This window comes from Pseudoalteromonas sp. AS71 (genome assembly GCF_038900275.1).
Classification (GTDB): Bacteria; Pseudomonadota; Gammaproteobacteria; order Enterobacterales; family Alteromonadaceae; genus Pseudoalteromonas.
The window spans coordinates 30,564-56,943 of the sequence record NZ_JBBMQZ010000009.1 but is presented as its reverse complement, the minus strand read 5'-3'; the positions used below and the strand labels follow the sequence as shown (position 1 = coordinate 56,943).

At 40.0% G+C, this 26,380-nt stretch carries 24 protein-coding genes and 2 pseudogenes; 18 read left to right on the top strand and 8 right to left on the bottom strand.

Annotated elements, in window-relative coordinates:
- Nucleotides 1–13: 13 nt before the first annotated feature.
- The 4 genes from WNY98_RS08645 (at nt 14) to WNY98_RS08630 (ending at nt 4,351) form a co-directional block, all read left to right on the top strand.
- Complete coding sequence (locus WNY98_RS08645) at nt 14–706, top strand: DUF445 domain-containing protein (protein WP_197185786.1); 693 nt, start codon at nt 14–16, stop codon at nt 704–706.
- 122 nt (nt 707–828) lie between these two features.
- Nucleotides 829–1,614 carry a hypothetical protein gene (locus WNY98_RS08640; protein ID WP_197173556.1) on the top strand — a complete coding sequence of 262 codons (786 nt, stop codon included), beginning with the start codon at nt 829–831 and terminating at the stop codon, nt 1,612–1,614.
- Between the two features lie 100 nt (nt 1,615–1,714).
- Nucleotides 1,715–3,097, top strand: coding sequence for an amidohydrolase (locus WNY98_RS08635; RefSeq protein WP_076924540.1), 1,383 nt, complete (start codon nt 1,715–1,717; stop codon nt 3,095–3,097).
- A gap of 12 nt (nt 3,098–3,109) precedes the next feature.
- Nucleotides 3,110–4,351, top strand: a complete 1,242-nt coding sequence (locus tag WNY98_RS08630; protein WP_337151282.1) for an amidohydrolase family protein — start codon at nt 3,110–3,112, stop codon at nt 4,349–4,351.
- 117 nt (nt 4,352–4,468) lie between these two features.
- Here the strand turns inward: WNY98_RS08630 and WNY98_RS08625 are convergent, their stop codons facing one another.
- Nucleotides 4,469–6,691, bottom strand: a complete 2,223-nt coding sequence (locus WNY98_RS08625; protein WP_342877645.1) for an NADP-dependent isocitrate dehydrogenase — start codon at nt 6,689–6,691, stop codon at nt 4,469–4,471.
- Nucleotides 6,692–7,215: 524 nt separating this feature from the next.
- Nucleotides 7,216–7,434, bottom strand: coding sequence for a cold shock domain-containing protein CspD (cspD, locus tag WNY98_RS08620; RefSeq protein WP_002962500.1), 219 nt, complete (start codon nt 7,432–7,434; stop codon nt 7,216–7,218).
- A 209-nt stretch (nt 7,435–7,643) separates the two neighbouring features.
- Here cspD and clpS point away from each other — a divergent pair, with 209 nt between their 5' ends.
- Nucleotides 7,644–7,952 (top strand): ATP-dependent Clp protease adapter ClpS, encoded by a 309-nt coding sequence (clpS, locus tag WNY98_RS08615; protein ID WP_002962498.1) that lies wholly within the window; start codon nt 7,644–7,646, stop codon nt 7,950–7,952.
- A gap of 93 nt (nt 7,953–8,045) precedes the next feature.
- A complete protein-coding gene (gene clpA, locus WNY98_RS08610) occupies nt 8,046–10,307 on the top strand; it encodes an ATP-dependent Clp protease ATP-binding subunit ClpA (protein WP_342877644.1) in 2,262 nt (753 codons plus the stop codon).
- A gap of 212 nt (nt 10,308–10,519) precedes the next feature.
- On the opposite strand, the gene infA is transcribed toward clpA, so the two are convergent.
- The 4 genes from infA to trxB form a co-directional block, all read right to left on the bottom strand.
- Nucleotides 10,520–10,738, bottom strand: coding sequence for a translation initiation factor IF-1 (infA, locus tag WNY98_RS08605; protein ID WP_002962494.1), 219 nt, complete (start codon nt 10,736–10,738; stop codon nt 10,520–10,522).
- A gap of 90 nt (nt 10,739–10,828) precedes the next feature.
- Nucleotides 10,829–11,533 carry an arginyltransferase gene (locus tag WNY98_RS08600; protein WP_010552618.1) on the bottom strand — a complete coding sequence of 235 codons (705 nt, stop codon included), beginning with the start codon at nt 11,531–11,533 and terminating at the stop codon, nt 10,829–10,831.
- Entirely contained in the window at nt 11,526–12,242 is a 717-nt protein-coding gene (gene aat, locus WNY98_RS08595) for a leucyl/phenylalanyl-tRNA--protein transferase (protein WP_342877643.1), read from the bottom strand. Before aat ends, WNY98_RS08600 begins: the two co-directional genes overlap by 8 nt.
- A 97-nt stretch (nt 12,243–12,339) precedes the next feature.
- Nucleotides 12,340–13,290: a thioredoxin-disulfide reductase gene (gene trxB / locus WNY98_RS08590; RefSeq protein ID WP_008168643.1), complete on the bottom strand. Its 951-nt coding sequence runs from the start codon at nt 13,288–13,290 to the stop codon at nt 12,340–12,342.
- 298 nt (nt 13,291–13,588) lie between these two features.
- Here trxB and pssA point away from each other — a divergent pair, with 298 nt between their 5' ends.
- Nucleotides 13,589–14,914, top strand: a complete 1,326-nt coding sequence (pssA, locus tag WNY98_RS08585; RefSeq protein ID WP_342877642.1) for a CDP-diacylglycerol--serine O-phosphatidyltransferase — start codon at nt 13,589–13,591, stop codon at nt 14,912–14,914.
- A gap of 134 nt (nt 14,915–15,048) precedes the next feature.
- Here the strand turns inward: pssA and ald are convergent, their stop codons facing one another.
- Nucleotides 15,049–16,170, bottom strand: coding sequence for an alanine dehydrogenase (gene ald / locus WNY98_RS08580; protein ID WP_024599039.1), 1,122 nt, complete (start codon nt 16,168–16,170; stop codon nt 15,049–15,051).
- 142 nt (nt 16,171–16,312) lie between these two features.
- On the opposite strand from ald, the gene lrp reads away from it, so the two are divergent.
- The 10 genes from lrp (at nt 16,313) to WNY98_RS08530 (ending at nt 25,467) form a co-directional block, all read left to right on the top strand.
- Nucleotides 16,313–16,792, top strand: a complete 480-nt coding sequence (lrp, locus tag WNY98_RS08575) for a leucine-responsive transcriptional regulator Lrp (RefSeq protein ID WP_007582985.1) — start codon at nt 16,313–16,315, stop codon at nt 16,790–16,792.
- Between the two features lie 173 nt (nt 16,793–16,965).
- Nucleotides 16,966–19,461, top strand: coding sequence for a DNA translocase FtsK 4TM domain-containing protein (locus WNY98_RS08570; RefSeq protein WP_024599040.1), 2,496 nt, complete (start codon nt 16,966–16,968; stop codon nt 19,459–19,461).
- A complete protein-coding gene (gene lolA, locus WNY98_RS08565; protein WP_342877641.1) occupies nt 19,461–20,087 on the top strand; it encodes an outer membrane lipoprotein chaperone LolA in 627 nt (208 codons plus the stop codon). The genes WNY98_RS08570 and lolA overlap by 1 nt, the downstream gene beginning before the upstream one ends.
- Nucleotides 20,080–21,423 (top strand): replication-associated recombination protein A, encoded by a 1,344-nt coding sequence (locus tag WNY98_RS08560; protein ID WP_342877640.1) that lies wholly within the window; start codon nt 20,080–20,082, stop codon nt 21,421–21,423. Before lolA ends, WNY98_RS08560 begins: the two co-directional genes overlap by 8 nt.
- On the top strand, nt 21,416–21,796 hold the full coding sequence (gene crcB, locus WNY98_RS08555; RefSeq protein WP_021032117.1) for a fluoride efflux transporter CrcB: 381 nt from the start codon (nt 21,416–21,418) through the stop codon (nt 21,794–21,796). The genes WNY98_RS08560 and crcB overlap by 8 nt, the downstream gene beginning before the upstream one ends.
- 9 nt (nt 21,797–21,805) lie before the next feature.
- Nucleotides 21,806–23,110 (top strand): serine--tRNA ligase, encoded by a 1,305-nt coding sequence (gene serS, locus WNY98_RS08550; protein WP_342877639.1) that lies wholly within the window; start codon nt 21,806–21,808, stop codon nt 23,108–23,110.
- Between the two features lie 356 nt (nt 23,111–23,466).
- A complete protein-coding gene (locus WNY98_RS08545; protein ID WP_342877638.1) occupies nt 23,467–23,910 on the top strand; it encodes a hypothetical protein in 444 nt (147 codons plus the stop codon).
- Nucleotides 23,911–24,019: 109 nt separating this feature from the next.
- On the top strand, nt 24,020–24,394 hold the full coding sequence (locus tag WNY98_RS08540; RefSeq protein WP_342877637.1) for a molecular chaperone DnaJ: 375 nt from the start codon (nt 24,020–24,022) through the stop codon (nt 24,392–24,394).
- 140 nt (nt 24,395–24,534) lie between these two features.
- Nucleotides 24,535–24,894: a hypothetical protein gene (locus WNY98_RS08535; protein ID WP_342877636.1), complete on the top strand. Its 360-nt coding sequence runs from the start codon at nt 24,535–24,537 to the stop codon at nt 24,892–24,894.
- 117 nt (nt 24,895–25,011) lie between these two features.
- On the top strand, nt 25,012–25,467 hold the full coding sequence (locus WNY98_RS08530; protein ID WP_007580157.1) for a hypothetical protein: 456 nt from the start codon (nt 25,012–25,014) through the stop codon (nt 25,465–25,467).
- 183 nt (nt 25,468–25,650) lie between these two features.
- Here WNY98_RS08530 and WNY98_RS08525 read toward each other — a convergent pair.
- Nucleotides 25,651–25,800 (bottom strand): annotated as a pseudogene (locus WNY98_RS08525) (PQQ-dependent sugar dehydrogenase); the annotation flags it as partial.
- A 165-nt stretch (nt 25,801–25,965) separates the two neighbouring features.
- Here WNY98_RS08525 and WNY98_RS08520 point away from each other — a divergent pair.
- Nucleotides 25,966–26,367: pseudogene (locus WNY98_RS08520) on the top strand (hypothetical protein).
- Nucleotides 26,368–26,380 lie beyond the last annotated feature (13 nt).

The following is a 26,380-nucleotide window of genomic DNA, read 5'->3' as shown; positions in this document are numbered from 1 at the left end:
TAGTGGAGTTAAAATGAACAAAAGTTTAATAACCAATTTGCTAGCGGGTTTATGTGTTGTTGTAGGTTTTATGTTTAACCAAGCAATTGTGTTATCTGTTGGTTTATTTGCACTTTCTGGCGCGGTAACTAATTTATTAGCTATTCATATGTTATTCGAAAAAGTCCCGTTTTTATATGGCTCAGGCGTTATAGCGCTTAAGTTTGAAAGCTTTAAAGTCGCTATACGAAACCTAATATTAACGGAGTTTTTTTCAGAGCAAAAAATTAATAATTTACTCAATAAAGCGCAGCCTAATATCGATTTTGAGCCAATAATTAGTAATGTTGATTTAAACCCTGCATTCGACAATTTACTTGTCGTTATTGAAGAATCTCAGTTTGGTAGCATGTTAGGTATGTTTGGCGGCACAGCGGCAATAGAGCCAATGCGTGAAAAGTTTATTGAAAAAATGCAATTGTCGCTTGGTGAAATCTCTCAAACTGACGACTTTAAAGCATTAGTAACCCAAACACTTTCACAAGGTAATAGTGCTGAGAGTTTACATAAAACGGTACTTAAATTAGTAGATGAGCGCCTAGATGAGCTTACCCCTAAAATGGTTAAAGAGATTATTCAAACCATGATCCGCGAGCACTTAGGCTGGCTTGTAGTATGGGGTGGTGTGTTTGGTGGTTTGTTTGGTTTAATTGCAGCGCTTATTTAAGTGCTGTTCTGTGTTAGGTGATATCTGTAAAATAATCAAATTAAATGCTTTTTTGCGGCTGACATATTTTTTCAGGCTGTTATTATCGCCCCATAATTTAGTCGTGTTTTTTAGGAGCAACGGTGAGCAAAACGTTAGCCAGTTATTATCAGCAAGCATACGCGTGCGATCAGCAGCATTTTAACCAGTGTTTTTATTGTGGCTGTGAAGCGACAGAGCGCGACCATTGTCCGCCGCTGCATATGCTACAAAGCATTGTTGATTTAGGTGAAGAGGCTGACTTTATATCTATTGCAGCTTGTTATGAGTGCCATGCACTTTTACATAACGAAAGGCTGATGACGATTGATGAGCGCTTTACTAAAATGAAAAAAAAGCTTGCCACCAAATATGCAAAACCACTGCGTGTTTATAACATGTGGGAAGAAAACGAACTTGGCGACATGAGCGACGAGTTTGCGCATAGTATTGCAGCGGGTATGAAATTAGGAAAAGAAGCCGCTGAGCGTTTAGCGTTTACGGGCTTTAGCTATGCCACAGAAGATGCCAAAGTCGCGGTGCGTGAAAAAACGAAAGAGTTTGATGTAGAGGGCATGATATTTACCGACTTTAAAGAGGCGCTAAATTATTGCATTAACGATTTAAACGTACAAAAAAGTGACTTTTATAAAATTTTGGTTGAAGACTACCAAGGTGATTTTAATAAAGCATTGAGCCAGTATCGCCACCGACATGACAAAGTAACTGCAGCTAAAGACGGTAATACACTTATTAAAGATTTTTCTAAGCTACATAAGCAAAACTCTGATTTTGTAACGCGTACGGTTAAGCACTTTATTAGCAAAGATCCATCGCTTACAACCGAAGGTGCGCTTGAAAAGTTGTATAACAATTATATAAAGAAATAATTACAGAAATTCATCTTAATTAACTGCGTTTTCACCTGTTTTTTTGGCTTTATTCCTTAGCTTTCGCTAAAGTAGCAAAAAAACAGGAGATCCAAACAACATGCAAAAATTTGCACCTTCTTTATTAGCGGTTGGCTTAGCTGCCGCACTTGTGGGTTGCCAAGAAAATGGCCCGCAAGACGATAAAATAACAATCAACAAAAATCCTTATCCAAGTACTTATCAGCCCGTTTCTACATCAAGCACACTTATTACAAATGCAACAGTACTTACAGGTACTGGTGAGCGTTTAGATGATGCTGATGTATTACTTGTTGGCGGCAAAGTACAACAAGTCGGTAAAGACTTAACTGCCACTGCTGATATTACAATTGATGCACAAGGCAAATGGGTAACACCAGGTATTATCGACGTACATTCACATTTAGGCGCTTACCCAAGCCCATCGGTTGAGTCGCATCAAGATGGTAACGAAATGACAAGCCCTAACACTGCAGAAGTGTGGGTTGAGCATTCTGTTTGGCCACAAGATCCAGGCTTTAATCGTGCACGTGAAGGCGGCATTACTTCTCTGCAAATTTTACCAGGATCAGCTAATTTATTTGGTGGACGCGGCGTTACGCTTAAAAACGTCCCTGCACATACTATGCAAGGTATGAAGTTTCCTGATGCGCCATACGGTTTAAAAATGGCGTGTGGTGAAAACCCTAAACGTGTTTATGGTCGTCAAGGTGTATTGCCTTCAACCCGTATGGGTAATATGGCTGGTTACCGTATGGCGTGGGCTGAAGCCGCTGAATACAAACGCGCGTGGGATAAATACGATGCAGATTATGAAGCCGGTTTAAACCCAGAAGCACCAGTACGTGACATTAAACACGATACACTTCGCGGTGTGCTTGAAGGCGAAGTGCGTATCCATAATCATTGTTATAAAGCTGAAGAAATGGCAATGATGATTGACCTGTCAAAAGAATTTAATTACGACGCGGGCACATTCCATCACGGTGTAGAAGCATATAAAATTGCTGACCTACTAGCCCAAAATGGTTCGTGTGCTGCACTTTGGCCAGACTGGTGGGGTTTTAAAATGGAAGCCTACGACATGGTTCAAGAAAACGTAGCTATTGTTGATGCGGTTAAAAACTCGTGTGCGGTTGTTCACTCAGATTCAGATACTACTATTCAGCGCTTAAACCAAGAAGCTGGCAAGGTTATGTACCGTGCTAACGAAAACGGTTTTGATATTTCTGAGCAACACGCTATTAAATGGATCACGGCTAACGCTGCTAAATCGTTAGGTATTGATGACAAAACAGGTTCACTAGAAGCGGGTAAGCAGGGCGATGTGGTTATTTGGAATCAAAGCCCATTTAGTGTTTATGCTAAAGCTGAACAAGTGTTTGTTGATGGTGCAAAAGTTTACGATAGAAACGACAGCGCGTATCAAGCAACAAGTGATTTTATGTTAGGTCAACAATAAGGAGCACCCAGAATGAAAAATTTATCACGTTCGTTTTCGCTTTCTCTGGTTGCTGCAGGATTATTAGCATCTGGTGCTGTAAGCGCACAATCGCTAGCAATTATTAATGCAACATTGCATACGTCATCTGATCAAGGTGTATTAGAAGCGGCAAGCATTGTAATGACAGATGGCAAAATTACAGCGATTAACCCAACTGAAATTAAAGTAGATGAAATTATTGATGCAAAGGGCCAAATTGTAACCCCAGGCTTTATTGCAAGTATTAATCAACTTGGTTTAGTTGAAGTAAGTGCAGTTGCAGGCTCTCGCGATGCAGGCGAAGAAAAAGCAGGTATTGATTTTGACGTAAGCCTTGCTTACAACGCACATTCAAGCCTAGTTCCTTATGCTCGTAAAGGCGGTGTAACACGCGATGTAATTACCCCTCATGGTGGTGATAGCATCTTTTCGGGCCTAGCGAGTGTTGTTGATTTAAGTGGTAGTTTTGATAGCGACATGCAAAAACAAGCAGCTTTAATTGTTTACTTAGGTGAGCGTAGTAAAGGTTCTCGTGCTTTTACTTTGCAAACACTTATTAATAAGCTTGATGAGCACAAAACTAAAGCCGGTAAAAAAGCTAAAAAAGATGACGACAAGCCAAGTACTGAAGACAAAGTAATGGCAAAAATACTCAGTGGCGAAATGCCATTAGTGGTTGGCGTATCACGTGCGGCAGATATTATTGAGCTTATTAAAGTAAAAGAGCAATTTGGTATTAACTTGGTACTTAATGGCGCACAAGACGCTGTTGTAGTAAAAGAGCGAGTTGCTAAAGCAAATATCCCAGTGATCGTTAGTGCAATGGATAGCTTACCAGCAAGTTTTGATTCGCTTCATGCGAGTTTAGATAATGCAGGTGTGCTTGAAAAAGCAGGGGTTAAAGTATTATTAACGGTAGGTGGCGATGCAAGCCACAATATCTATCAGCTGCGTTTTGATGCTGGTAATGCAGTATCGTATGGTATGAGCCAAGAAGGTGCGTTAAAAGCGGTTACATCAAACGTTGCAGATGTATTTGGTATCAATGCCGGTAGTCTTGAAGTAGGTAAAGCCGCTGATGTAGTAATGTGGAGTAATGACCCGTTTGAACTAAGCAGCCACGTGAGCAAAATGTTTATAAATGGCGTTGAGGTATCTACACAATCTCGCCAAGATAAACTGCGTGACCGTTATACAACTGATTCAAAAATGCCACGCGCCTATACAAAATAGTATTGCCTACTATTTTTATTTAGGTAAAAGAAAAGGCTGCAACTGCAGTCTTCTTTTATGGTTACAAAAAAGCCGCTTACTTTTACAAGTAAGCGGCTTTTAAATTTAAACCAATATTTATACTAATTTAGCAAGAATATCGTTAAATGTAGTGCTTGGACGCATCGCTTTAAAGGCTGCATCATCGTTAGGCTGGAAGTAACCGCCTAAATCAACTGCAGGACCTTGCGCATCGTTAAGTTCACTTACGATTTGCTCTTTATTAGACTCAAGGTCGCTAGCAATTTGAGTAAACTGTGCTTTAAGTTCACTGTCATCATTTTGCTTAGCAAGTTCTTGTGCCCAGAATAAAGATAGGAAGAAATGAGAACCACGGTTATCAATTTCTTTCACTTTACGTGAAGGAGACTTGTTTTCTGCTAAGAAAGTGCCTGTCGCTTTATCTAGCGTATCAGCAAGTACTTGTGCTTTGTTGTTACCCGTAGTTACGCTTAGGTGCTCAAGCGATGCAGCAAGTGCTAAAAATTCACCTAAAGAATCCCAACGTAAGTGGTTTTCTTTTTCGAATTGTTGAACATGCTTAGGTGCAGAACCACCCGCGCCAGTTTCAAATAAGCCGCCACCGTTCATAAGAGGAACAATTGAAAGCATTTTAGCACTCGTACCTAGCTCTAAAATTGGGAATAAATCTGTAAGGTAATCACGTAATACGTTACCTGTTACAGAAATAGTATCTTTACCTTCTTTAATACGCGCTAATGAGAACAATGTTGCTTCAAGCGGTGCTAAAATTTGAATATCTAGGCCAGCTGTATCGTGATCTGGTAGGTATTTGTTTACTTTTTTGATTAGCTCAGCATCGTGCGAACGATTTTCATCTAACCAGAAAATAGCAGGAACGCCTGTTGCGCGTGCACGATTTACTGCAAGCTTAACCCAATCTTGGATTGGTGCGTCTTTAACCTGACACATGCGCCAAATATCGCCTTGCTCAACACTGTGCTCAAGTAATGTATTGCCATTTGCATCAACAACACGGATAGAACCATCTGCTTTAGCTTCAAACGTTTTATCGTGTGAACCGTATTCTTCAGCTTTTTGAGCCATAAGGCCAACGTTTGGAACGCTACCCATAGTTGTTGGATCAAACGCGCCATTTACTTTACAAAAATCAATAGTTGCTTGGTAAATACCTGAGTAACAACGATCTGGAATTACAAAGCTTGTGTCTTGTAATTTACCATCGTTATTCCACATTTGACCGCTTGAACGGATTGCAGCAGGCATAGACGCATCGATAATCACGTCACTTGGTACGTGTAGGTTTGTAATACCTTTATCAGAGTCAACCATAGCAATAGCAGGGCGGTTAGCGTAAACAGCTTGAATGTCTGCTTCAATTTCTTCGCGCTTAGCATCATCTAATGTTTGAATTTTAGAATATACATCGCCTAAACCATTATTTACATCAACACCTAGCTCTTCAAAAAGCTCACCGTGTTTAGCAAATACATCTTTGTAGAATACTTTTACAGCGTGACCAAAGATAATTGGATCAGATACTTTCATCATTGTCGCTTTCATGTGAAGCGAGAATAAAACACCTTTTTCTTTAGCAGCGTCAATTTCAGCAGCTAAGAAAGCTTGAAGCTTAGAAGCGCTGATGCTTGATGCATCAATAACTTCGCCAGCTAAAAGAGGCGTGCTTTGTTTAAGTACAGAAACGTCGCCGTTAGTTGCAACATGTTCAATACGTACATCAGTGGCCGTATCAACAGTGATTGACTGTTCTGAACCAAAGAAATCGCCTTCGCTCATGCTTGCAACATAAGACTCTGAATCTTTGCTCCACGCACCCATTGAATGCGGGTTGTTACGTGCATATTCTTTTACAGAACCTGGTGCGCGACGATCTGAGTTACCTTCACGTAGTACTGGGTTTACTGCACTGCCTTTGATTTTGTCGTAAGCCGCTTGAATTGCTTTTTCTTCATCATTTTTAGGTTCAACAGGGTATTCTGGAAGAGCGTAACCTTTTGCTTGAAGCTCTTTAATTACAGCGCGAAGCTGTGGTACAGATGCACTGATGTTTGGTAATTTGATGATGTTTGCTTCTGGTGTTTTAGCAAGCTCGCCAAGTTCAGCAAGTGCATCACCAATGCGTTGTTCTTGTGTTAAATAATCAGGGAAGCTAGCAATTACACGACCTGCTAATGAGATATCGCGAGTTTCAACTTCAACACCGGCCGCATTTGTATATGCTTGGATGATCGGTAGCAACGAGTAAGTTGCTAGTGCCGGAGCTTCGTCCGTTTTTGTATAGATAATTTTTGATGTCATCATCATTCCTAGATAGTAGACCGATAAGGTCTTATTCAACAATGCAAAGAAAATCATTACTAATGAGTGAGTACATATTACTAAACAAGTTAATGAATACATACGCTCGTAATGAATAGTTTGTTAGGTGTTGGTACTCAGCGTTGCTCTTTTATAAAAGCAGAATAGTCACACCTGACGAACTGGAATTGTATTTATAGCTAAAAAATTAACAAAAATAAATCAGCCTTTAGCCTAGTACATATAAAATAGGCGACAATTGGATTAGTTGCTGCGTTAATACGCAATTTTTAGCACCAAGAGTGTAACAAGCTTAAATAAAAAGGGCTAGAGTTTGAGCATGCCCAATAAGCAGTTAAACAATCAACTCTTAGAACATTGGGGTATATAAAATAAATTCAAGGAAAAGGGTTGAATTTGGATGAAAAGAGGCAATAAATAGAAGAGAAGAGATAAGTTAGTATGCTTAAGGAATTAAGCGAGGATCTTAAAAGGTCGCTCGCTTTAGTCGAAAAAAACAATCGTCACTCAATAATGTCACCATCTGGGGCAATATTTTTAGCGTGTAGGCCTTTAGGCCCTTGTTCTAATTCGAATGTTACATCTTGACCAGCTTTAAGCGTTTTATAGCCGTCCATTACAATTGTTGAGTAATGAGCGAAGATATCATTCTCGCAGCCGTCTTCTACGATGAAACCAAAACCTTTGGCGTTGTTGAACCATTTAACTTTACCACAAGCCATACTTCTACATCCTTCAATAAGTTGACTAATTTAGTTATTCTAAATTGTATTATTTGCTAGACTGACTAAGGTTTAATCAATCTACGTTTGACTGTAGTTTATTTAGCCAACCAGTCAAGTGTTTTGAGTTATTTTTTTAACATTTTATTTATTTTTTATTCAAGTTTGCTTGAGTTACAAAGACAAGACTATATTTAATTATGAGTGGTATGAAAGATTCAGGTGTTATCGACACAGTTCGCGACAGTGAAAAGCAAAAGCTACAGCCGCCGCGAAAATATAAAGTTGTTTTAAATAACGACGACTACACGCCGATGGACTTCGTAATTGAAGTTTTAACGACGTTTTTTAATATGGATAGCGATAGAGCAACCGATGTGATGCTTCAGGTTCATGAAAAAGGTAAGGGTATTTGCGGTGTTTATAGCGCCGATGTCGCCCACACCAAAGTTGAACAAGTTAACCGTTACTCACGGGATAACGAGCATCCACTGCTTTGTAGTTGTGAGCAGGAATAATACCAATTTAATACAATTGGTATAAATACCAATTAGGGTGATCAAACATCCGATTGTTGTGGTATAAATTATTATCTCAGTAAGGGGTTGCCAATGCTAAACAAAGACTTAGAACTCACTTTAAATGCCGCGTTTCGTGAAGCGCGCACTCGCCGTCATGAGTTTATGACCGTAGAGCACCTTTTACTTGCGCTATTAGATAATCCTTCTGCAGGAGAAGCCTTAAACGCGTGTGGTGTTAATCTTTCAGGCTTAAAAACCGAATTATTAGAATTTATTGACGAAACAACACCTGTCATCCCAGATTTAGAAGAAGAGCGTGAAACTCAGCCAACGCTTGGTTTTCAGCGTGTATTACAACGTGCTGTGTTTCATGTGCAATCGTCAGGAAAAAACGAAGTGACGGGTGTCAATGTACTGGTTGCTATTTTTTCAGAGCAAGAGAGCCAAGCTGTTTATTTACTTAAAAAGCATGATGTATCGCGCTTAGATATTGTTAACTTTATTTCGCACGGCATTTCAAAAGCTGATGATGAACTAGGCGACGACAGCGATGATATACATGAAGAAGTGCAAGAAGTTCAAAACGAAGAAGCAAGTAAGCTAGACAGCTTTACAACTAACTTAAACGCTCAGGCTCGTGAAGGTAATATTGACCCATTGATTGGGCGCGACAGCGAAGTAGAGCGCACGGTACAAGTATTGTGTCGTCGTAAAAAGAATAACCCATTACTTGTTGGTGAAGCGGGCGTTGGTAAAACAGCCATTGCTGAAGGTTTAGCGTACCGTATTGTGAACGAGCAAGTACCAGAAGTAATTGCAGATGCAGTTGTGTACTCACTAGATATGGGGGCATTGCTTGCAGGTACTAAATACCGTGGCGATTTTGAAAAACGCTTTAAAAGCTTATTAAAAGAGCTTCAGGCACAACCTGGGTCTATTTTATTTATTGATGAAATACATACCATAATAGGTGCTGGCGCAGCGTCTGGTGGCGTTATGGACGCTTCAAACTTACTTAAACCACTTCTTTCAAGTGGTAAGTTACGCTGTATGGGTTCAACCACTTACAATGAGTATAAAAATATTTTTGAGAAAGACCGTGCATTAGTACGCCGTTTTCAAAAAATTGATGTACTTGAACCAAGTGTTGCTGATACCACTAAAATTTTAAATGGATTAAAAGAGCGTTACGAAGAGCACCATGGTATTCGCTACACTCAAAAAGCATTAAAAGCAGCTGCTGAACTTAGTGCTAAATACATCAATGAGCGCCACTTGCCAGATAAAGCAATTGATGTAATTGATGAAGCGGGCGCTAACCAACGTTTACAGCCTAGTTCTAAACGTAAAAAAACCATTGGTGTGGCTGATATAGAGCTAATAATATCGAAGATGGCACGTATTCCACCACAAAATGTGTCTTCAACAGATAAAGAGACGCTTAAAAATCTAGACCGTAACCTTAAAATGCTGGTGTTTGGACAAGATCAATCTATTGATGCGCTTACATCGGCTATTCGTTTATCTCGCTCAGGTTTATCAAGCGAAGAAAAACCAGTGGGTTCGTTCTTGTTTGCAGGCCCAACAGGTGTTGGTAAAACAGAAGTAACTAAGCAACTTGCTAAATGTATGGGTGTTGAGTTTATTCGTTTTGATATGTCTGAGTATGTAGAGCGCCACGCAATCAGCCGACTAATTGGTGCACCACCAGGGTATGTTGGTTTTGAGCAAGGCGGTTTATTAACAGAAGCCGTTATTAAAAACCCACATGCGGTTGTACTTTTAGATGAGATTGAGAAAGCGCATCCTGACATTTACAACATTTTGCTACAGGTTATGGATCACGGTACGTTAACCGATAATAATGGTCGTAAAGCTGATTTTAGAAATGTAGTGGTTGTAATGACTACCAATGCGGGCGTACAAGAAACTACACGTAAGTCGATTGGTTTTACAGAGCAAGACCATACACATGATGCAATGGGCGAAATTAATAAAGTATTCTCGCCTGAATTTAGAAACCGTTTAGATAACATCATTTGGTTTAATCACCTTGAACGTGAAGTTATTTTACTGGTGGTTGATAAATTTATTGTGGAACTGCAAGCGCAGCTTGATAAAAAATCGGTTAACCTTGAGCTTACGTCCAAAGCACGTGAGTGGTTAGCAGATAAAGGCTACGATAAAGCGATGGGTGCACGTCCAATGGCACGTGTTATTCAAGAAGAGCTTAAAAAGCAATTAGCGAACGAAATATTATTTGGTGAACTTGTTGATGGCGGTACGGTTAAAGTATCGGTTAAAGATAAGAAGATTCGCTTTGATTACGAGAGTAATTTAACACCAGCTTAAACGTTAATTAAATAATTTAGTTAAATAAAATGGCCCGCTACATAATAGCGGGCCATTTTTTTGCCCTTTTTATAGGCAACAAAAAACCCAGTGAAAACTGGGCTTTTTGTTTATTAAATGTAATTGCTAGTCAATGTCTATCAATTACATTTAATAAACGCTTAAAGCTAGTTAAATACTAGCCAAAAACTAAATCTCGTTTACGCACTTACTTAGCGAGCACGGAATACGATACGACCCTTTGATAAATCGTAAGGAGTCATTTCTACCGTTACTTTATCGCCGGTTAAAATACGGATATAGTTTTTGCGCATTTTGCCTGAAATATGAGCCACAACTACGTGACCATTTTCTAGCTCAACTCGGAACATTGTATTTGGTAAAGTATCAAGGACAGTCCCTTGCATTTCGATTACGTCTTCTTTCGCCATGTTTAGCGTAACACCTCTTTAATAGTTAAACGCTGCAGATTTTGCCCAAAATACACCAATAAGTAAAGGCGCAGGGGCTATATTTGCAAATTAAATAGCCACCCACTCATCATTGAGCTGTTTTTGAGCAGGTAAAAACTGAGTTTTGTACTTCATTTTGTCGCATTCATCAATTTGATAGCCCAAGTACACGTATTGTTTATTTTGTTCTTTAGCAAACTTTAGCTGCTCTAATATCATCACAGAGCCTAAACTATAGTGTTCAAAGTCGGGGTCAAAAAAGGTGTAAATTGCAGAAATAGCGCTATTCATACAATCGGTTACAGCAACTGCGACTAAAGTATCTTGGTGCCACAGTTCAATAAATGTGATCTTAAGCCAACTGCAAAGCAAAAAACTTTGAAACTGTTCTTTTTCAGGAGGATACATACTTCCATCCTGATGACGCATCGTTATGTACTTGCTATAAAGCGGATAGTACTCAGGTCGCTCTTGCGTTGAATATTTTACCTCAAACTGTGTTTTTGCTTTGTTTAGTTTACGTTTTTGCGATTTTGAGGGCATAAAGTCTTGTGCTAATACACGCACAGAACTACATGCGCTGCATATTGGACAGTGCGGACGGTATATTTGGTTACCACTGCGACGAAATCCTAAACCTAATAAAGACTCAAATTTGTCGGTGCTGTAGCAACTGGGATCAAGAATAACTAAAAGTTGTTCTTGTCTGTTGGGTAAATAGCTACAGTCAAACTCTTGGGTTAAACCAACACGTGCAGGAAGTTGTTCATTCATAGATTGCGTCAAGTTCTTGTGGCTCCCACATAATAGGGTTAACAGTATAGTTATGTGCAGCTTTTAGTTTAGTCAAAAATGTGGAACGGGGGATTACTTGTGCACCCAGGGTCATTAAATAAGGGTTTTCTAACTGGCAATCAATAAAGTGCGCATTATGGCGCTTAAGCCAATTTACAAGTGCCCACATAGCAAGCTTGGAGCAATTTGTTTGATAATGAAACATCGACTCACCACAAAAAACACCATTTTGCATAATGCCGTATAAGCCACCTGCAAGCTCCCCGTTACTCCACACCTCTAAACTATGTGCAATGCCAGCATTGTGTGCATTAACGTAAGCGTCGAGCATGTCAGAGGTGATCCAGGTGCCATCGGTATCAAGGCGTTGATCGCGACAGGCTTCTATCACCTCTTCGAAGGCATTATTAATGGTTACTCTTACAGGGTGCTTTTTTAAATGCTTACGCAGGCTCTTACTTATATGAAAATCATTAAGCTCAAAAATGCCTCGCTCGCTAGGCGACCACCACATAATAGGCTCATCTTCGCTAAACCAAGGGAATATTCCGCTTTTGTAGGCATTACTTAGGCGAGGTAAGCTCAAATCTCCGCCAATTGCTAACAAGCCATCAGGGGATTCTAATGCGTATTCCGGATTGGGGAATGCTATATCGGTTTCACTTAATTGGTATAGCTGATTTCTCATACAGTACTTATTTTATAATTGATCGTAAAAGTGTAACTATATTTTAGACATAAAAAAAGGGCTGAATAATCAGCCCTATTATAATTTATTTAATTGCTTATAAATTATCTAAGAAACGCTCTGCATCAAGGGCAGCCATACAGCCTGTACCCGCAGATGTGATTGCTTGACGGTAAATGTGGTCTGACACATCACCTGCAGCAAAAACGCCTTCTACGCTTGTTTGAGTCGCGTTACCGTGAAGACCAGACTCTACAACTAAGTAGCCATCTTTCATTTCTAGTTGACCAACAAACATATCTGTATTTGGCTTGTGACCGATAGCAATAAATACACCGGCTAAATCAAGTTCTTCAGTTGCATCAGAGTGTGCATCTTTAATGCGCACACCGGTTACGCCCATTTGATCGCCTAATACTTCGTCAAGCGTACGGTTGTAATGCATTACAACGTTACCGTTTGCTGCTTTTTCAGCAAGGCGGTCAGCAAGTATCTTTTCACTGCGGAAACTGTCACGACGATGAATAACATGTACTTCGTCAGCAATGTTAGATAAGTAAAGCGCTTCTTCAACCGCTGTATTACCACCACCAACAACCGCTACTTTTTGACCTTTATAGAAAAAGCCGTCACAGGTAGCACACGCCGAAACACCACGGCCTTGGAAATTAGTTTCAGACTCTAGGCCTAAGTATTTAGCAGAAGCACCTGTCGCAATAATTAACGCATCACATGTGTAAGTACCTTGGTCACCAGTTAGTGTGAAAGGGCGCTTAGATACATCTACTTTATTGATGTGATCGAATATGATTTCAGTTTCAAAGCGCTCAGCGTGCTCTTTCATACGATCCATTAACGCAGGACCTGTTAAACCGTGTGCATCACCAGGCCAGTTTTCAACTTCAGTGGTGGTTGTTAATTGGCCACCTTGTTGAATGCCTGTAATTAAAACAGGGTTTAAATTTGCACGTGCTGCATATACTGCGGCAGTATAACCAGCTGGGCCAGAGCCTAAAATTAGTAGCTTACAATGTTTTGCTTCAGTCATTATTTTTCCTAAACGTTTAATACTGTGTTCAATATGCTCATTAATGCGCTTGATTCTAAGAAAAACAAGGCAGATGTAAACAAAATCCGCGATTATTTTTTTTCTCAAATCGAAAAGCTGTGCAGTATTGTGTACTAGAGCTCTATGCTTTTACAGCTAATATGCCAAAGTAGCTCAATAAATAGACTAACAGGCAATAAAACAGCGTTAATTCATGACCCCTTTGATTTTTTTTGTTATGTTTTACCTAATTTTATTTGTCACTGATAGATTATGTGACCTAAGCAAATAGGCAACTATGTTATTTTGGCAGGAAAAACCCGCATTCGGGTTGACTTCAAAAGACGTTAACGTCTTAACCAATGCGCAAGATTACCGAACGCAATTGCTACGTTTGATAGCTAACGCAAAAAAACGAATTTATATTACGGCGTTGTATTTACAAGATGACGAAGCAGGTCGCGAAATTTTAGAAGCGCTGCATCGTGTGTCATTGGCAAACCCCGCACTTGAAGTAAAAGTGCTGGTGGATTTTCATCGTGCGCAACGTGGTTTAATTGGCGCTGATAAGTCAGACGGCAACGCAAGTTTATACTGTGACGATTTAGAAAAGTTTAAATCGAACGTACAAGTATATGGCGTACCTGTAAAAGCTAAAGAGTTATTTGGCGTATTGCATTTAAAAGGTTTTGTAATTGACGACACCTTACTTTACAGCGGCGCAAGCTTAAATAATGTGTACTTGCAATACAGCGAGCGCTACAGACTCGATCGCTACTTTTTAATAACGCAGAGCGAGCTGTGTGACTCGGTGGTTGATTTTATTGAGACTAAGCTGCTTAGTTCAGTTGCTGTACCGCGCATAGACACTCGACCGCTTAAGCGTTTGCACGACTTTAAGCTAGATCAAAAGCAATTAATGCGTGATTTAAAAGTCGCAAGTTATAACGCAGCAGAGCAGCTAAATACCAAAGCATTAGGTATTCGCTTGTTTTTAGGGCTCGGGCGTCGTAACAACGAACTGAACAGACTAATAAAAGCGTTATTTGATACCACAGAACAAGAGCTTGTGTTGTATACGCCATACTTTAATTTTCCGGCACCGCTTATGCGATCACTGCGCCGATTATTAAAGCAAGGTAAGCAAGTGACTATTGTAGTAGGGGATAAAACAGCAAATGACTTTTATTTACCGCCAAGCGAGCCGTTTAGTAAAATAGGGGCATTACCTTATTTGTACGAAACTATTTTGCATAAGTTTGTAAAAACGCAAAAACGCCACATCGATAACGGTAATTTAAATGTGTATCTGTGGAAAGATGAAAGTAATTCGTTTCATTTAAAAGGTATTTGTTCAGATAGAACAAAACATTTACTGAGCGGGCATAACTTAAATCCGCGTGCATGGGGTCTTGATATCGAAAACGGTATTTTAATAGAAGATCCAGAGCAAACAATTATGGATGCTATTGATAACGAAAAGCAGGAAATTTTACAACACTGCCGACGTTTAACAGGCCCAGATGATTTAGAGACGATGGATGATTATCCGCAGCCAGTTAAAAAGCTACTTGGCCAAGCTAAGCGCGTAAAAGTAGATTTTATAATTAAGCGTTTTATCTAAACTATTTTATTTAAACCAGTTTATATAAATCTGAAATTTAAATATAAAAAAAAGCAGCTAATTAGCTGCTTTTTTTATGGGTTGTAGTTAGGTCGCTACATTACTAAATAATAGCCTAACTACAAAACGCTAAATTATGCGTTTTCTACCGCTGTGCGTGGGTCAACATATTCCATGTTGAACGCTTCAGCTACTTCTTTGTAAGTTACTTGGCCTTTAATTACGTTTAAGCCTTTTAAGAAGTGAGCGTCATCTAGTAATGCCTTTTTATAACCTTTGTTTGCAAGGTTAATGATGAAAGGCAATGTTGCATTGTTAAGTGCAAACGTAGATGTGCGTGGAACAGCACCTGGCATGTTAGCAACACAGTAGTGAACAACTTCATCAACGATGAAAGTAGGATCAGCATGCGTCGTTGCTTTAGAAGTAGCAATACAGCCACCTTGGTCGATTGCAACGTCAACAATTGCAGAACCAGGTTTCATTGCTTTAATGTGCGCAGCAGTTACTAATTTAGGTGCAGCTGCACCTGGGATTAGTACGCCACCAATTACTAAGTCAGCTTCTAGTACGTGTTTTTCTAGTGCATCAGCAGTTGAGTAAATAGCTTTTACTTTATTACCAAATTGCGCATCTAGTGCACGTAATACGTCGATGTTACGATCAAGCACTACAACTTCAGCACCAAGGCCAACAGCCATTTGAGCTGCGCTACGACCAACCATGCCGCCGCCAATAACAACAACTTTAGCAGCTTCAACGCCTGGTACGCCACCTAGTAGCATGCCACGACCGTGGTTAGATTTTTCAAGCGCTTGTGCACCAGCTTGAATAGACATACGACCAGCAACTTCGCTCATAGGAGCTAGAAGCGGTAAACCACCGCGAGAGTCAGTTACAGTTTCGTATGCAATACAAATAGCTTTGCTTTTTACAAGGTCTTCAGTTTGTGGAAGATCAGGTGCAAGGTGTAAGTAAGTGAAAAGAATTTGGTCTTCACGTAGCATTGCACGCTCAACAGCTTGTGGCTCTTTTACTTTTACAATCATGTCTGCTTTAGCGAAAACGTCAGCAGCAGTTGCTAAAATTTCAGCACCCGCTAGCGTGTAATCTTCGTTAGTAAAACCAATACCCATGCCTGCATCAGTTTCTACAATCACTTGGTGACCGTGGTTTACTAATTCACGAACACTTGCAGGAACCATACCTACACGGTATTCATGGTTTTTAATTTCTTTAGGAACACCAATAATCATATCATTTGCCTTATTAAGAACGGATTAACATTTTCCACTATTATATTCATCATAAGCCCGTGTGTCTCACCTTTTTTAAAGTCAAATCTAGTGTTATCATCTATATAATAAAAATAAACAGTATAAAAAACTAGTTGGTACTATGCATCAATTGTTAGATAGAATTGACCGTAAAATTTTAATGGAATTACAACACGATGGACGCCTTTCAAATGTTGAACTGGCCAGACGAGTTGGCCTAAGCGCCACGCCCTGTCTGGAGCGAGTGAAAAAGCTAGAACGAGAAGGCTATATACTTGGTTATAAAGCAGTGGTCGATCCAGCTAAGCTTGGACAAGGTTTATCGGTGTATGTAGAAGTAACAATTACTAAAACCTCTCCCGACGTATTTGATGAGTTTAGTGCGGCCGTTAAAAAGCATGAAGAAATTATAGAATGTCACTTGGTATCGGGTAATTTTGATTTTTTACTTAAAACGCGCGTAAATGATATGTCAGAATACCGTGGCGTATTAGGCGACATATTATTAAAATTGCCTAATGTTAGTGAAAGCCGAACTTATGTAGTAATGGAAGAAGTAAAAGGTGAAGAAGGCGTAATTATTCGTCCTTATATTACTTGAGGTTATTTATATTAACTGCGTCATTTGCTTATATAAGCTCAAATTATAAAAACTTGTTCATAATCAGGCCATCAAGGTTAAGATAAAGTGCAACAAATTGCATTTCCTGCTAAGGTATTTCATTGCTAAGTAAGTGTGAATAAAAATAGAATAATAAAGAGGAATAGGGAACTATGCGCCTAAACGGTGTGCAAAGACTATTAGAAACAGGGCTGATTATCAGCACCTTTACGGCAATATTTATTTTATGTGCCTTGATCAGCTTTGATCCAGCAGATGCTGCATGGTCGCAAACTAGTTTTAGCGAAGTAAGCAACATTACAGGAGCTGCCGGTGCATGGATCGCCGACATTTTATTACTCACCTTTGGTTGGTTGGCTTACTTAGTGCCTGCGGCCATTCAGCTATTTGGCTATTTGTTATTTAAACAACCTCACCGCATTTTACAGCTTGATTACACCACTTTAGCGCTGCGTGTTATTGGTTTTGCTTTATTTATTACCTCAGCTACCGCTATTAGTAGTATTAATTTTGACGATATTTATAATTTTTCATCTGGTGGGGTAGTGGGCGATGTTATTGCATCAGCCATGATGCCTGCATTCAACTTTACCGGCACGTCTATATTATTACTGTGTTTCTTTTTTGCAGGGCTTACCTTATTAACGGGTGTATCGTGGGTTGATTTTGTAGATTACCTTGGCGATTTAATGGTTAGGTTTTACCGCTTTATTGTATCGTACGCAAAAGGCTGGATGCACCGAGAGCATGCTGCGGGCAAAGTAAATAATCACGATGAAGAAGACGCCCATTTTGAAGACGATATAAAAGAGCAAATAGAGCTGCCTACATCATCTAAAAAAGTAGATAAACAAAAAGCAATTAATAAACCACAAACACCATTTAGCGAGCCACAAATTAGTGACGACTTTATGCCGTTTGATGAACTTGACGACATACTCGATCAAGAAATTGGCTTTAGCGCCATAGACGACGAGCCAATGGATACAGAAGCTGCATTAAATGCGCTGGACCAAAGCCCCGTAATAGAGCCTGAAAAACCAGTGACTACGGTTGTATCGCCAGCTAGGCCAATGCCTAAACCAAAACCTGCATATCAACCGCCGCCAACGGCTAAAGAAAAATTTGAGCAATTATTAACACAAGAGCCACCTCCGGGGCCGTTACCGTCGCTTGATTTACTCGACAGACCAGATAAAGCCAAAAACCCAATTTCGCAAGAAGAGCTCGATACAGTATCGCGCTTAGTAGAGACAAAACTACTCGACTTTAACGTACAGGCAAAGGTTGTAGCAGTGTACCCAGGCCCTGTTGTTACGCGTTTTGAACTCGATTTAGCACCGGGTATAAAAGTATCTAAAATTACAGGTTTAGCAAAAGATTTAGCCCGTTCGCTTTCGGCAATTAGTGTACGTGTTGTAGAAGTTATTCCGGGTAAAACATATGTAGGTATTGAGCTTCCTAATAAACACCGCGAAATAGTACGTTTGTCAGAAGTAATAAACGCGCCTAAATTTGAGCAAAATCCATCCCCGCTTACCATGGTGCTAGGTAAAGATATTGCTGGTCAGCCGGTATGTGCTGATTTAGGTAAAATGCCACACTTATTGGTAGCCGGTACAACCGGTTCAGGTAAATCAGTGGGCGTTAATGTCATGATAGTAAGCTTGCTGTACAAATCGGGTCCTGATGATGTACGTATGATCATGATTGACCCTAAAATGCTTGAGCTTTCAGTATACGAAGGCATTCCGCATTTACTGTGTGAAGTAGTGACCGACATGAAAGAAGCCGCCAACGCACTGCGTTGGTGTGTAGGCGAAATGGAACGTCGTTATAAATTAATGTCAGCTTTGGGTGTGCGTAACTTAAAAGGTTACAACCAAAAAGTGCTTGATGCCAATGAAGCGGGTTACCCGATTCTAGACCCATTATTTAAAGACACCGATGGCATGAAAGAAGGCCCAGATGAGCTAGGTAAATTACCAAGTATTGTTGTAGTAATAGACGAATTTGCCGACATGATGATGATTGTAGGTAAAAAAGTAGAAGAGCTAATTGCACGTATTGCCCAAAAAGCACGTGCGGCAGGTATTCACTTAGTGCTTGCTACGCAGCGCCCATCGGTTGATGTAATTACAGGTTTAATTAAAGCAAATATACCAACGCGTATGGCGTTTCAGGTATCAAGCAAAATAGATTCGCGCACAATACTTGACCAACAAGGCGCTGAAAATCTACTGGGTATGGGCGACATGCTTTATTTACCGCCAGGTACTAGTGTACCAGAGCGTGTACACGGTGCGTTTGTAGACGACCATGAAGTACACGCTGTAGTAAACGATTGGAAAGCACGTGCTAAACCAAATTATATTGATGAAATATTAAATGGCGATGCCAGCGAAGATATTTTATTGCCAGGCGAAGCAAGCGAAAATGCAGACGAAGAAAACGATCCGTTATACGACGAAGCTGTGTCGTTTGTAATAGAAACTGGCAAAGTATCGGTATCGTCAGTGCAACGTAAATTACGTGTTGGCTATAACCGCGCAGCACGTTTAGTAGAGCAAATGGAAACATCGGGTATCGTGAGTTCACCAGGCCATAACGGCGCTCGCGATGTATTAGTACCTAATGGAGCAAATTAATGAAAAAATTTAACGCCTTATTATTAGTGTTAGGCAGCGTATTTGCCGCACCAAGCTTTGCTGACGACAGCCAAGCATTACAAGACAGACTTGCCACTTTAAAAAGTTTCAAAGCGCAGTTTGCACAAAAAGTAACAGACAAAGAAGGCCAAGCAGTTATGCAAGGCGAGGGCACAATAGCCCTTCAACAGCCTATGATGATTCGCTGGCAGCAAACAAACCCAGACGATACGTTATTTGTATCAAACGGTGATAAAACATATTACTTCGACAGCTTTGCTGAGCAAGTAACGATTATGAAAACCAGCAGCCTAATTGATTCAACACCATTTGTGCTACTTACGTCAAAAGACCCAGCACAGTGGGAAAAATACAGTGTACTTGCAACAAATACAGGTTTTAGCGTAACGCCAAATAAAGGCGTAGAAAGCCAAGTAGAACAACTTGATATAGCGTTTGCAGATAGCGAACAAGGCCTTGCTAAATTAGTAGTTACCGACAACTCAGGACAGCTATCGTCATTTACGTTTGACAATGCACAAGTTAATACGCCGCTTGATAAAAGCACTTTTGAATTTACGCCTCCTGAAGGTGTTGAAATAGACGATCAGAGTAACGGTGAGTAATTTAGGTTTTAACTTTGGGCCCGATGTACGCCCACTTGCCGCGCGTATGCGCCCTACAACACTTGATGAATACATTGGTCAGCAGCACTTATTAAGCGGTGATAAACCACTGCATCAAGCCATTGTAGCGGGGCGCTGCCATAGTTTAATTTTGTGGGGCCCGCCGGGTGTAGGTAAAACAACACTTGCGCAAATAATTGCCAACCACGCTGATGCCTCATTAATTCAAATGTCGGCGGTAACCGCAGGCGTAAAAGATATACGCGACAGCGTAACGCAAGCGCGGGACAACCTAGAAAGCCGTGGCCAACGCACCCTTATGTTTGTTGACGAAGTTCATCGCTTTAATAAATCCCAGCAAGATGCGTTTTTACCGCACATAGAAGACGGCACCTTTATATTTGTAGGTGCAACCACCGAAAACCCATCATTTGCCCTTAATAACGCTATATTGTCGCGAGCACGCGTGTATGTTTTGAAATCGCTTGCCGACACCGACTTATACACAGTAATAGAGCGCGCACTTTTGCAAGATGAGCAACTAAACCAAAAAAGCATTGTTATTGCCGACAACGCTAAAAAGGCACTATGCCAAGCAAGTGGCGGCGATGCGCGTAAAGTACTTAATTTACTTGAACAAGCGGTTGATTTAACAATCGAGCAAAACGGGCAATACAACGTAGACGAGCACGTACTTAGCCAAGTATTACCTACACATTTGGCTAAATACGATAAAGGCGGCGATGAGTTTTACGATTTAATATCAGCCTTTCACAAATCAGTACGTGGTAGTTCCCCCGATGGTGCATTGTATTGGTATTGCCGTATTTTAGCCGGTGGTGGCGACCCTCTATACGTAGCGAGGCGTTTACTCGCCATTGCAACAGAAGATATTGGTAACGCCGATCCGCGTGCGATGGAAGTGGCCTTAAACGCATGGGATATATTTCAGCGAGTAGGCCCAAGCGAGGGCGAACGTGCAATTGCACAAGCTACATTGTACTTAGCCAGCGCACCTAAAAGTAATGCGGTGTATATGGCGTTTAATCAAGCCAAAGCAGATGCTCAAAACGAACCAAGTTACCCCGTGCCAGAGCACCTGCGTAATGCGCCAACCAACTTAATGAAAGACTTAGGCTACGGCGCTGAGTACCGTTATGCGCATAACGAAGAAGGCGCATTTGCCGCAGGAGAAAAATACTTACCGCCAGAAATGGACGGCAAAGAATATTACTTACCGAGCGAGCGCGGCCTTGAGCAAAAAATTAAACAAAAACTCGATTACCTAAAAGAGCGCGATGCGCAAAGCCCACTTAAACGGTACGAAAATGATTAAACTTTATATGATGATTGCCCTTGGCGGAGCCTCAGGTGCGTGTTTACGGTTTTTTATTAGCGAAAGCATGCTAAAACTCCTCGGTAGGGGATTCCCTTTTGGCACGTTGACGGTTAATATTCTGGGTTCATTGTTAATGGGCATTTTGTACGGTTTGATAGATAAAGAAATTATCACCGCAAGCCCCGCTAAAACCCTTATCGGTATTGGCTTTTTAGGTGCATTAACCACCTTTTCAACATTCTCAATGGACTCGTTGTTGTTATTACAACAAGGTCACTTTATTAAAATGGCCCTCAATATCATCTTAAACGTGATGGTGTGTATTTTTATGGCTTGGCTGGGCCTTCAGCTAGTAATGCAAAAAGGTTAAAAAACTAACATGTTAGATTCTAAATTTTTACGTCAAGACATCGAACAAACTGCAGCACGTTTAGCAGCTCGCGGTTACGAACTCGATGTAGCGACGGTAACGGCACTTGAAGAAAAACGCAAAACATTACAAGTAAAAACGCAAGAACTTCAAAGTCAACGTAATGCAAGCGCAAAAGCAATTGGTCAAGCCAAAGCAAAAGGCGAAGACGCACAGCCACTACTTGATGCAGTAGCTAACTTAGGCAGTGAGCTAGACGCCGCTAAAACTGAGCAAGATGAAGTATTAGCCGCAATTAACGACATTGCTTTAGCAATTCCAAACTTGCCAGACGAGTCAGTACCTGCCGGTAAAGACGAAGACGACAACGTTGAAATTTTAACGTGGGGCACACCTAAAAAGTTTGATTTTGAAGTTAAAGATCACGTTGATGTAGGCCAAGACTTAAATGGCTTAGATTTTGAAATGGGCGTTAAAATTAGTGGCGCACGCTTTACAGTAATGCGCGGTCAAGTAGCGCGTATGCACCGTGCTTTAACGCAATTTATGCTAGATACGCACGCAGACAAAAACGGCTATACAGAAATGTATGTACCGTACTTAGTTAATAGCGCAAGCCTTTATGGCACAAGCCAATTACCTAAATTTGCGGGCGATTTATTCCACACATTAGGCCTTGTGAACGACGATGGCGAACAACAAGCCGGCTTTAGCTTAATTCCTACAGCTGAAGTACCGCTTACAAACAGCGCACGTGAGGAAATTTACGACGAAAGCGCTTTACCAATACGTTTAGTTGCCCACACGCCATGTTTTAGAAGTGAAGCTGGCAGCTATGGTCGCGATACACGTGGCCTAATTCGTCAGCACCAATTTGATAAAGTTGAACTAGTGCAACTTGTAAAACCAGAAGACTCAATGGCAACGCTTGAAGAGTTAACTGGTCACGCAGAGCAAATACTACAAGCGCTAGACCTACCATACCGTAAAGTAATTTTATGTATGGGCGACATGGGCTTTGGCTCAGCTAAAACATATGATTTAGAAGTATGGTTACCTGCACAAGACACATACCGTGAAATTTCGTCTTGTTCAAACATGGCTGATTTTCAGGCGCGTAGAATGCAAGCACGTTTTCGTCGTGAAGGTGTTAAAAAGCCAGAGTTACTACATACACTAAATGGTTCAGGCTTAGCCGTTGGCCGTACACTAGTAGCCATACTAGAAAACTACCAACAAGCCGATGGCACAGTAGTAGTACCAGAAGTATTACGCCCATACATGGGTGGACTTGAAGTGATTGGTAAACAATAAAAATCAAGTTTAAGTTTAAGTTAAGCAAGCTTTAAGCTTGTAAATCTTAAGACGAAAGCCGCTGTTTGCAATGAACAGCGGCTTTTTTGTTTTAGGTTAAAGGCAAAAGCTTAGAGAAAAATTCAAGTTATCTTATTAATAATATCGCTTACACCTATTTTATGGCTCATTACTTTTTTGTCCGATATTACTGATCTCTACCATTTTGGGGTATTTCTACATCAAGGAAACTTAAATATCGGCTAACTAGTTGTTTACAAGTCCTTATTAGCTGGTTAAATTAGAACCTTTGTAATATTTGGACATTTGTCGGTTTATAAAGCGACAAATGTCGGATACAAAGTTGTTAGCTTCCTATGAATATAGTCGAAATAAATGCAATGATATTAGCGCTCGAATGTGGTGCTATGAGTTTGGCACAGGTTGTAAGTTGGGCTGATGAATTGATCATCGAGTTTGCAGTGCCTGATGATAGATTGTTTGACGTATCGACAGCCAAACATATAAATGATGCAGTGATTTCGCTGCAAGCTTTTGGTGATTCCGAATCGAAATCTATCGTGGCTCAGAAAGCTTTTCATTTGTTTCGTATTGGCATTGAACAGAGTTTGACTTCACATGAACAAGTGGCACAAAAAATTTACTACATGGCGCTGGCTGATCAAATACCACATGAAGAAGCAGAAGGTTATATGTTCTGCTTTTGGGATGAACTCGACGATGCAAATACTGGGGTTTACGGTAATTCTGCTGATATTAAACATGAATTAGTTATGTTCATCAGGCGATACGAAAGCTAACAAGTCAATAAATTAAGATTCGCTAAACATGTCATGCCATTTGCGGAGCAAATCGCCCGCCACATTTGGCTCACTTATTATTGAGGCGTTATGTAACACGGAGAGTTTGGTGAAAATTATACCTATAATATTCTTAGGCGCACTATTAGCCTTCCCATCATCTGCAAATGAAAATAGTTCTATTGGATATAAAACCGTCGACCTAGCCCTTCAAGCATTGAAAAATAAAGACGGTACAAATCTAAGCGTCCAAGGAGGTTGGACTATTATCGAAGATAAAGAAGAGTCTAACTTGGTTTTATGGTCGTTTACTCCGGAGTCTCACGCAGCTCACCCAGCAGCGATAAAACGTAAAGTCCTTGAGAAAAACCAAGCCATCTATATTCAAATGTCAGCACTCTGCCAAGCTAAAAAAGCAGAGTGCGACAAATTAATGAAAGAGTTTGAGCAACTAAATAAAAACATAATGAAAGGTTCTGGGTAAGTGTTACATAACAAGTTGCTCAAGTTCGTTCGTAAACTCACTGGGACAATTAACAGTTGGCTTGGCGCTTCGCGCAAATTTAGCCAACAGTCAATTGCCCCTTAGCAAAGCGTTATGTGTAAACGGATATCGTCGAGTATATGGATATTTTCAAAGGTATAGATTTCAATGACTCGTTTGTTCTCGGTTGGAGTTCAAATGCAACTGAAATCACATTCAAAATTGAGGCTAGCATTTGGCCTGACTCACCTCATTATCTAAATCCAAAACCTGATGAATATACTTGCTACCGTATATGTGAAATTCAATTTACGGATTTCACTTCATATTCAGGGCTTGCTGAAAAAAGTAGTGTTAAACCAAACAAAGATATAAATGGTTCATTTGATTATGGCAATATAGATTCGTTAATTAAAACAAATCAAGGCTTTAAGGTTGTTGGTGAGTTTGGTAACTTAGAAGTTATAAACGGCAAAGTTCAGTTAAAAATTTACACATAACAAGCGCTTCAAACGGAAAAAATACAGCTGGCTATTTTCACTCCGTTCAACATTTTAGCCAGCTATACTTTTCCGCTTAAGCGGGCGTTATGTTTCTTTAATTGTAGAGTTGTATTTATGGATATAAATGAAATTACGTTAGCTGTTCATGACTTTAAAAATACAGTCCAAGATATTGAACTACAAAGATTAGGACATGAGTTTAGAAAGTTTAAACGCTTTCCTCAAGCGTGCTGTGTTATGACTAGCCATTTATTATCTCGTTTTCTTATAAGAAAATTTCCTCTTCATAGTTTCAAAATAGTTAATGGAGAACCTAATGGCTTTTCACATTATTGGATCGAAAGCAACGGGAAAGTAATAGATATTACTATGAACCAAAAAGGCATTTCTCTAAGTGATGTGATTTTTTCAGAGAGTAAGTGGCATAGTAACTGCCGTATTTTAAATGAATGGAATGTCACTTCTGAATTCCACGATGTAGATGAGGGAGCTGATAGGGCAAGTTCATCTACATTAGAAATTGGATACAAGCTAATTATTTCAAATATGGATGCAGTTGAAAAAATATAACAACTTTTAACAGCGGTGATCCCTTACTTTTCAATGCAGTTAAGTAAGTTGATTCATCGTAGGGCGTATGTGTTTTCCAGCACCTAAATAGTATTCGTGTCCACTTAAACGTCAATGATTTGATGATGGTATTATGAGGTTTTCCTTTGGCCATTATCTTTATTGTTGGTTATTTCATGTAAATTAATTCGGTATCACCAACATAAGCTTTGAATCTTCCCCATCGGTTAATATAGCTATATTTTCCCCAGTTGTTACAAACATATCTCTTAATCGCCCTGCGACCTCAGGAAATATGTGAGACTGCGTAAACTCACCATTAGCCAGATTAATTTACAATTGGAGTGGCTGTCTAGTTTAATGCGAGCTTTGATATCACGCGTAAACATTCAATAATCGATTGTACCCAGATAGAACCCAGGCTATGGTTTGTTTATCAATATAAATAAACCAGCTAATTTACAGGTTCGTTATGTCTCACGTAGGTTTTATCGCTCTATGAATGTTTTTCTAATAATTGCAGGTATATTAAGTGCTGTTGTAGCAACTTTGCATTTAGGTTGTATCTATTTTGGAGGTTCTTGGTATCGGTTCTTCGGTGCAGGAGAGCAAATGGCATTACTTTCTGAGCAAGGAAGTATTAAACCAACTCTTATTACTAGTATAATTGTTCTGATGCTATCAACTGGTCATTGTATGCATTTTCAGCCGCAGGTGTTATTTTTAAACTTCCATTCATCCGCCTAGCTCTTGTATTAATAACTTTTATTCATTTAGTCCGCGGTGTTGCTGGATTTTTTAATAAATAACCCTATGGGGCGTTCGCCTGAGTTTTGGTTTTGGAATTCTATTATTTGTTTATCTTTTGGTTTTGTTCACCTTGTTGGTTTAAAACAATAATGGGCAAGCTTGT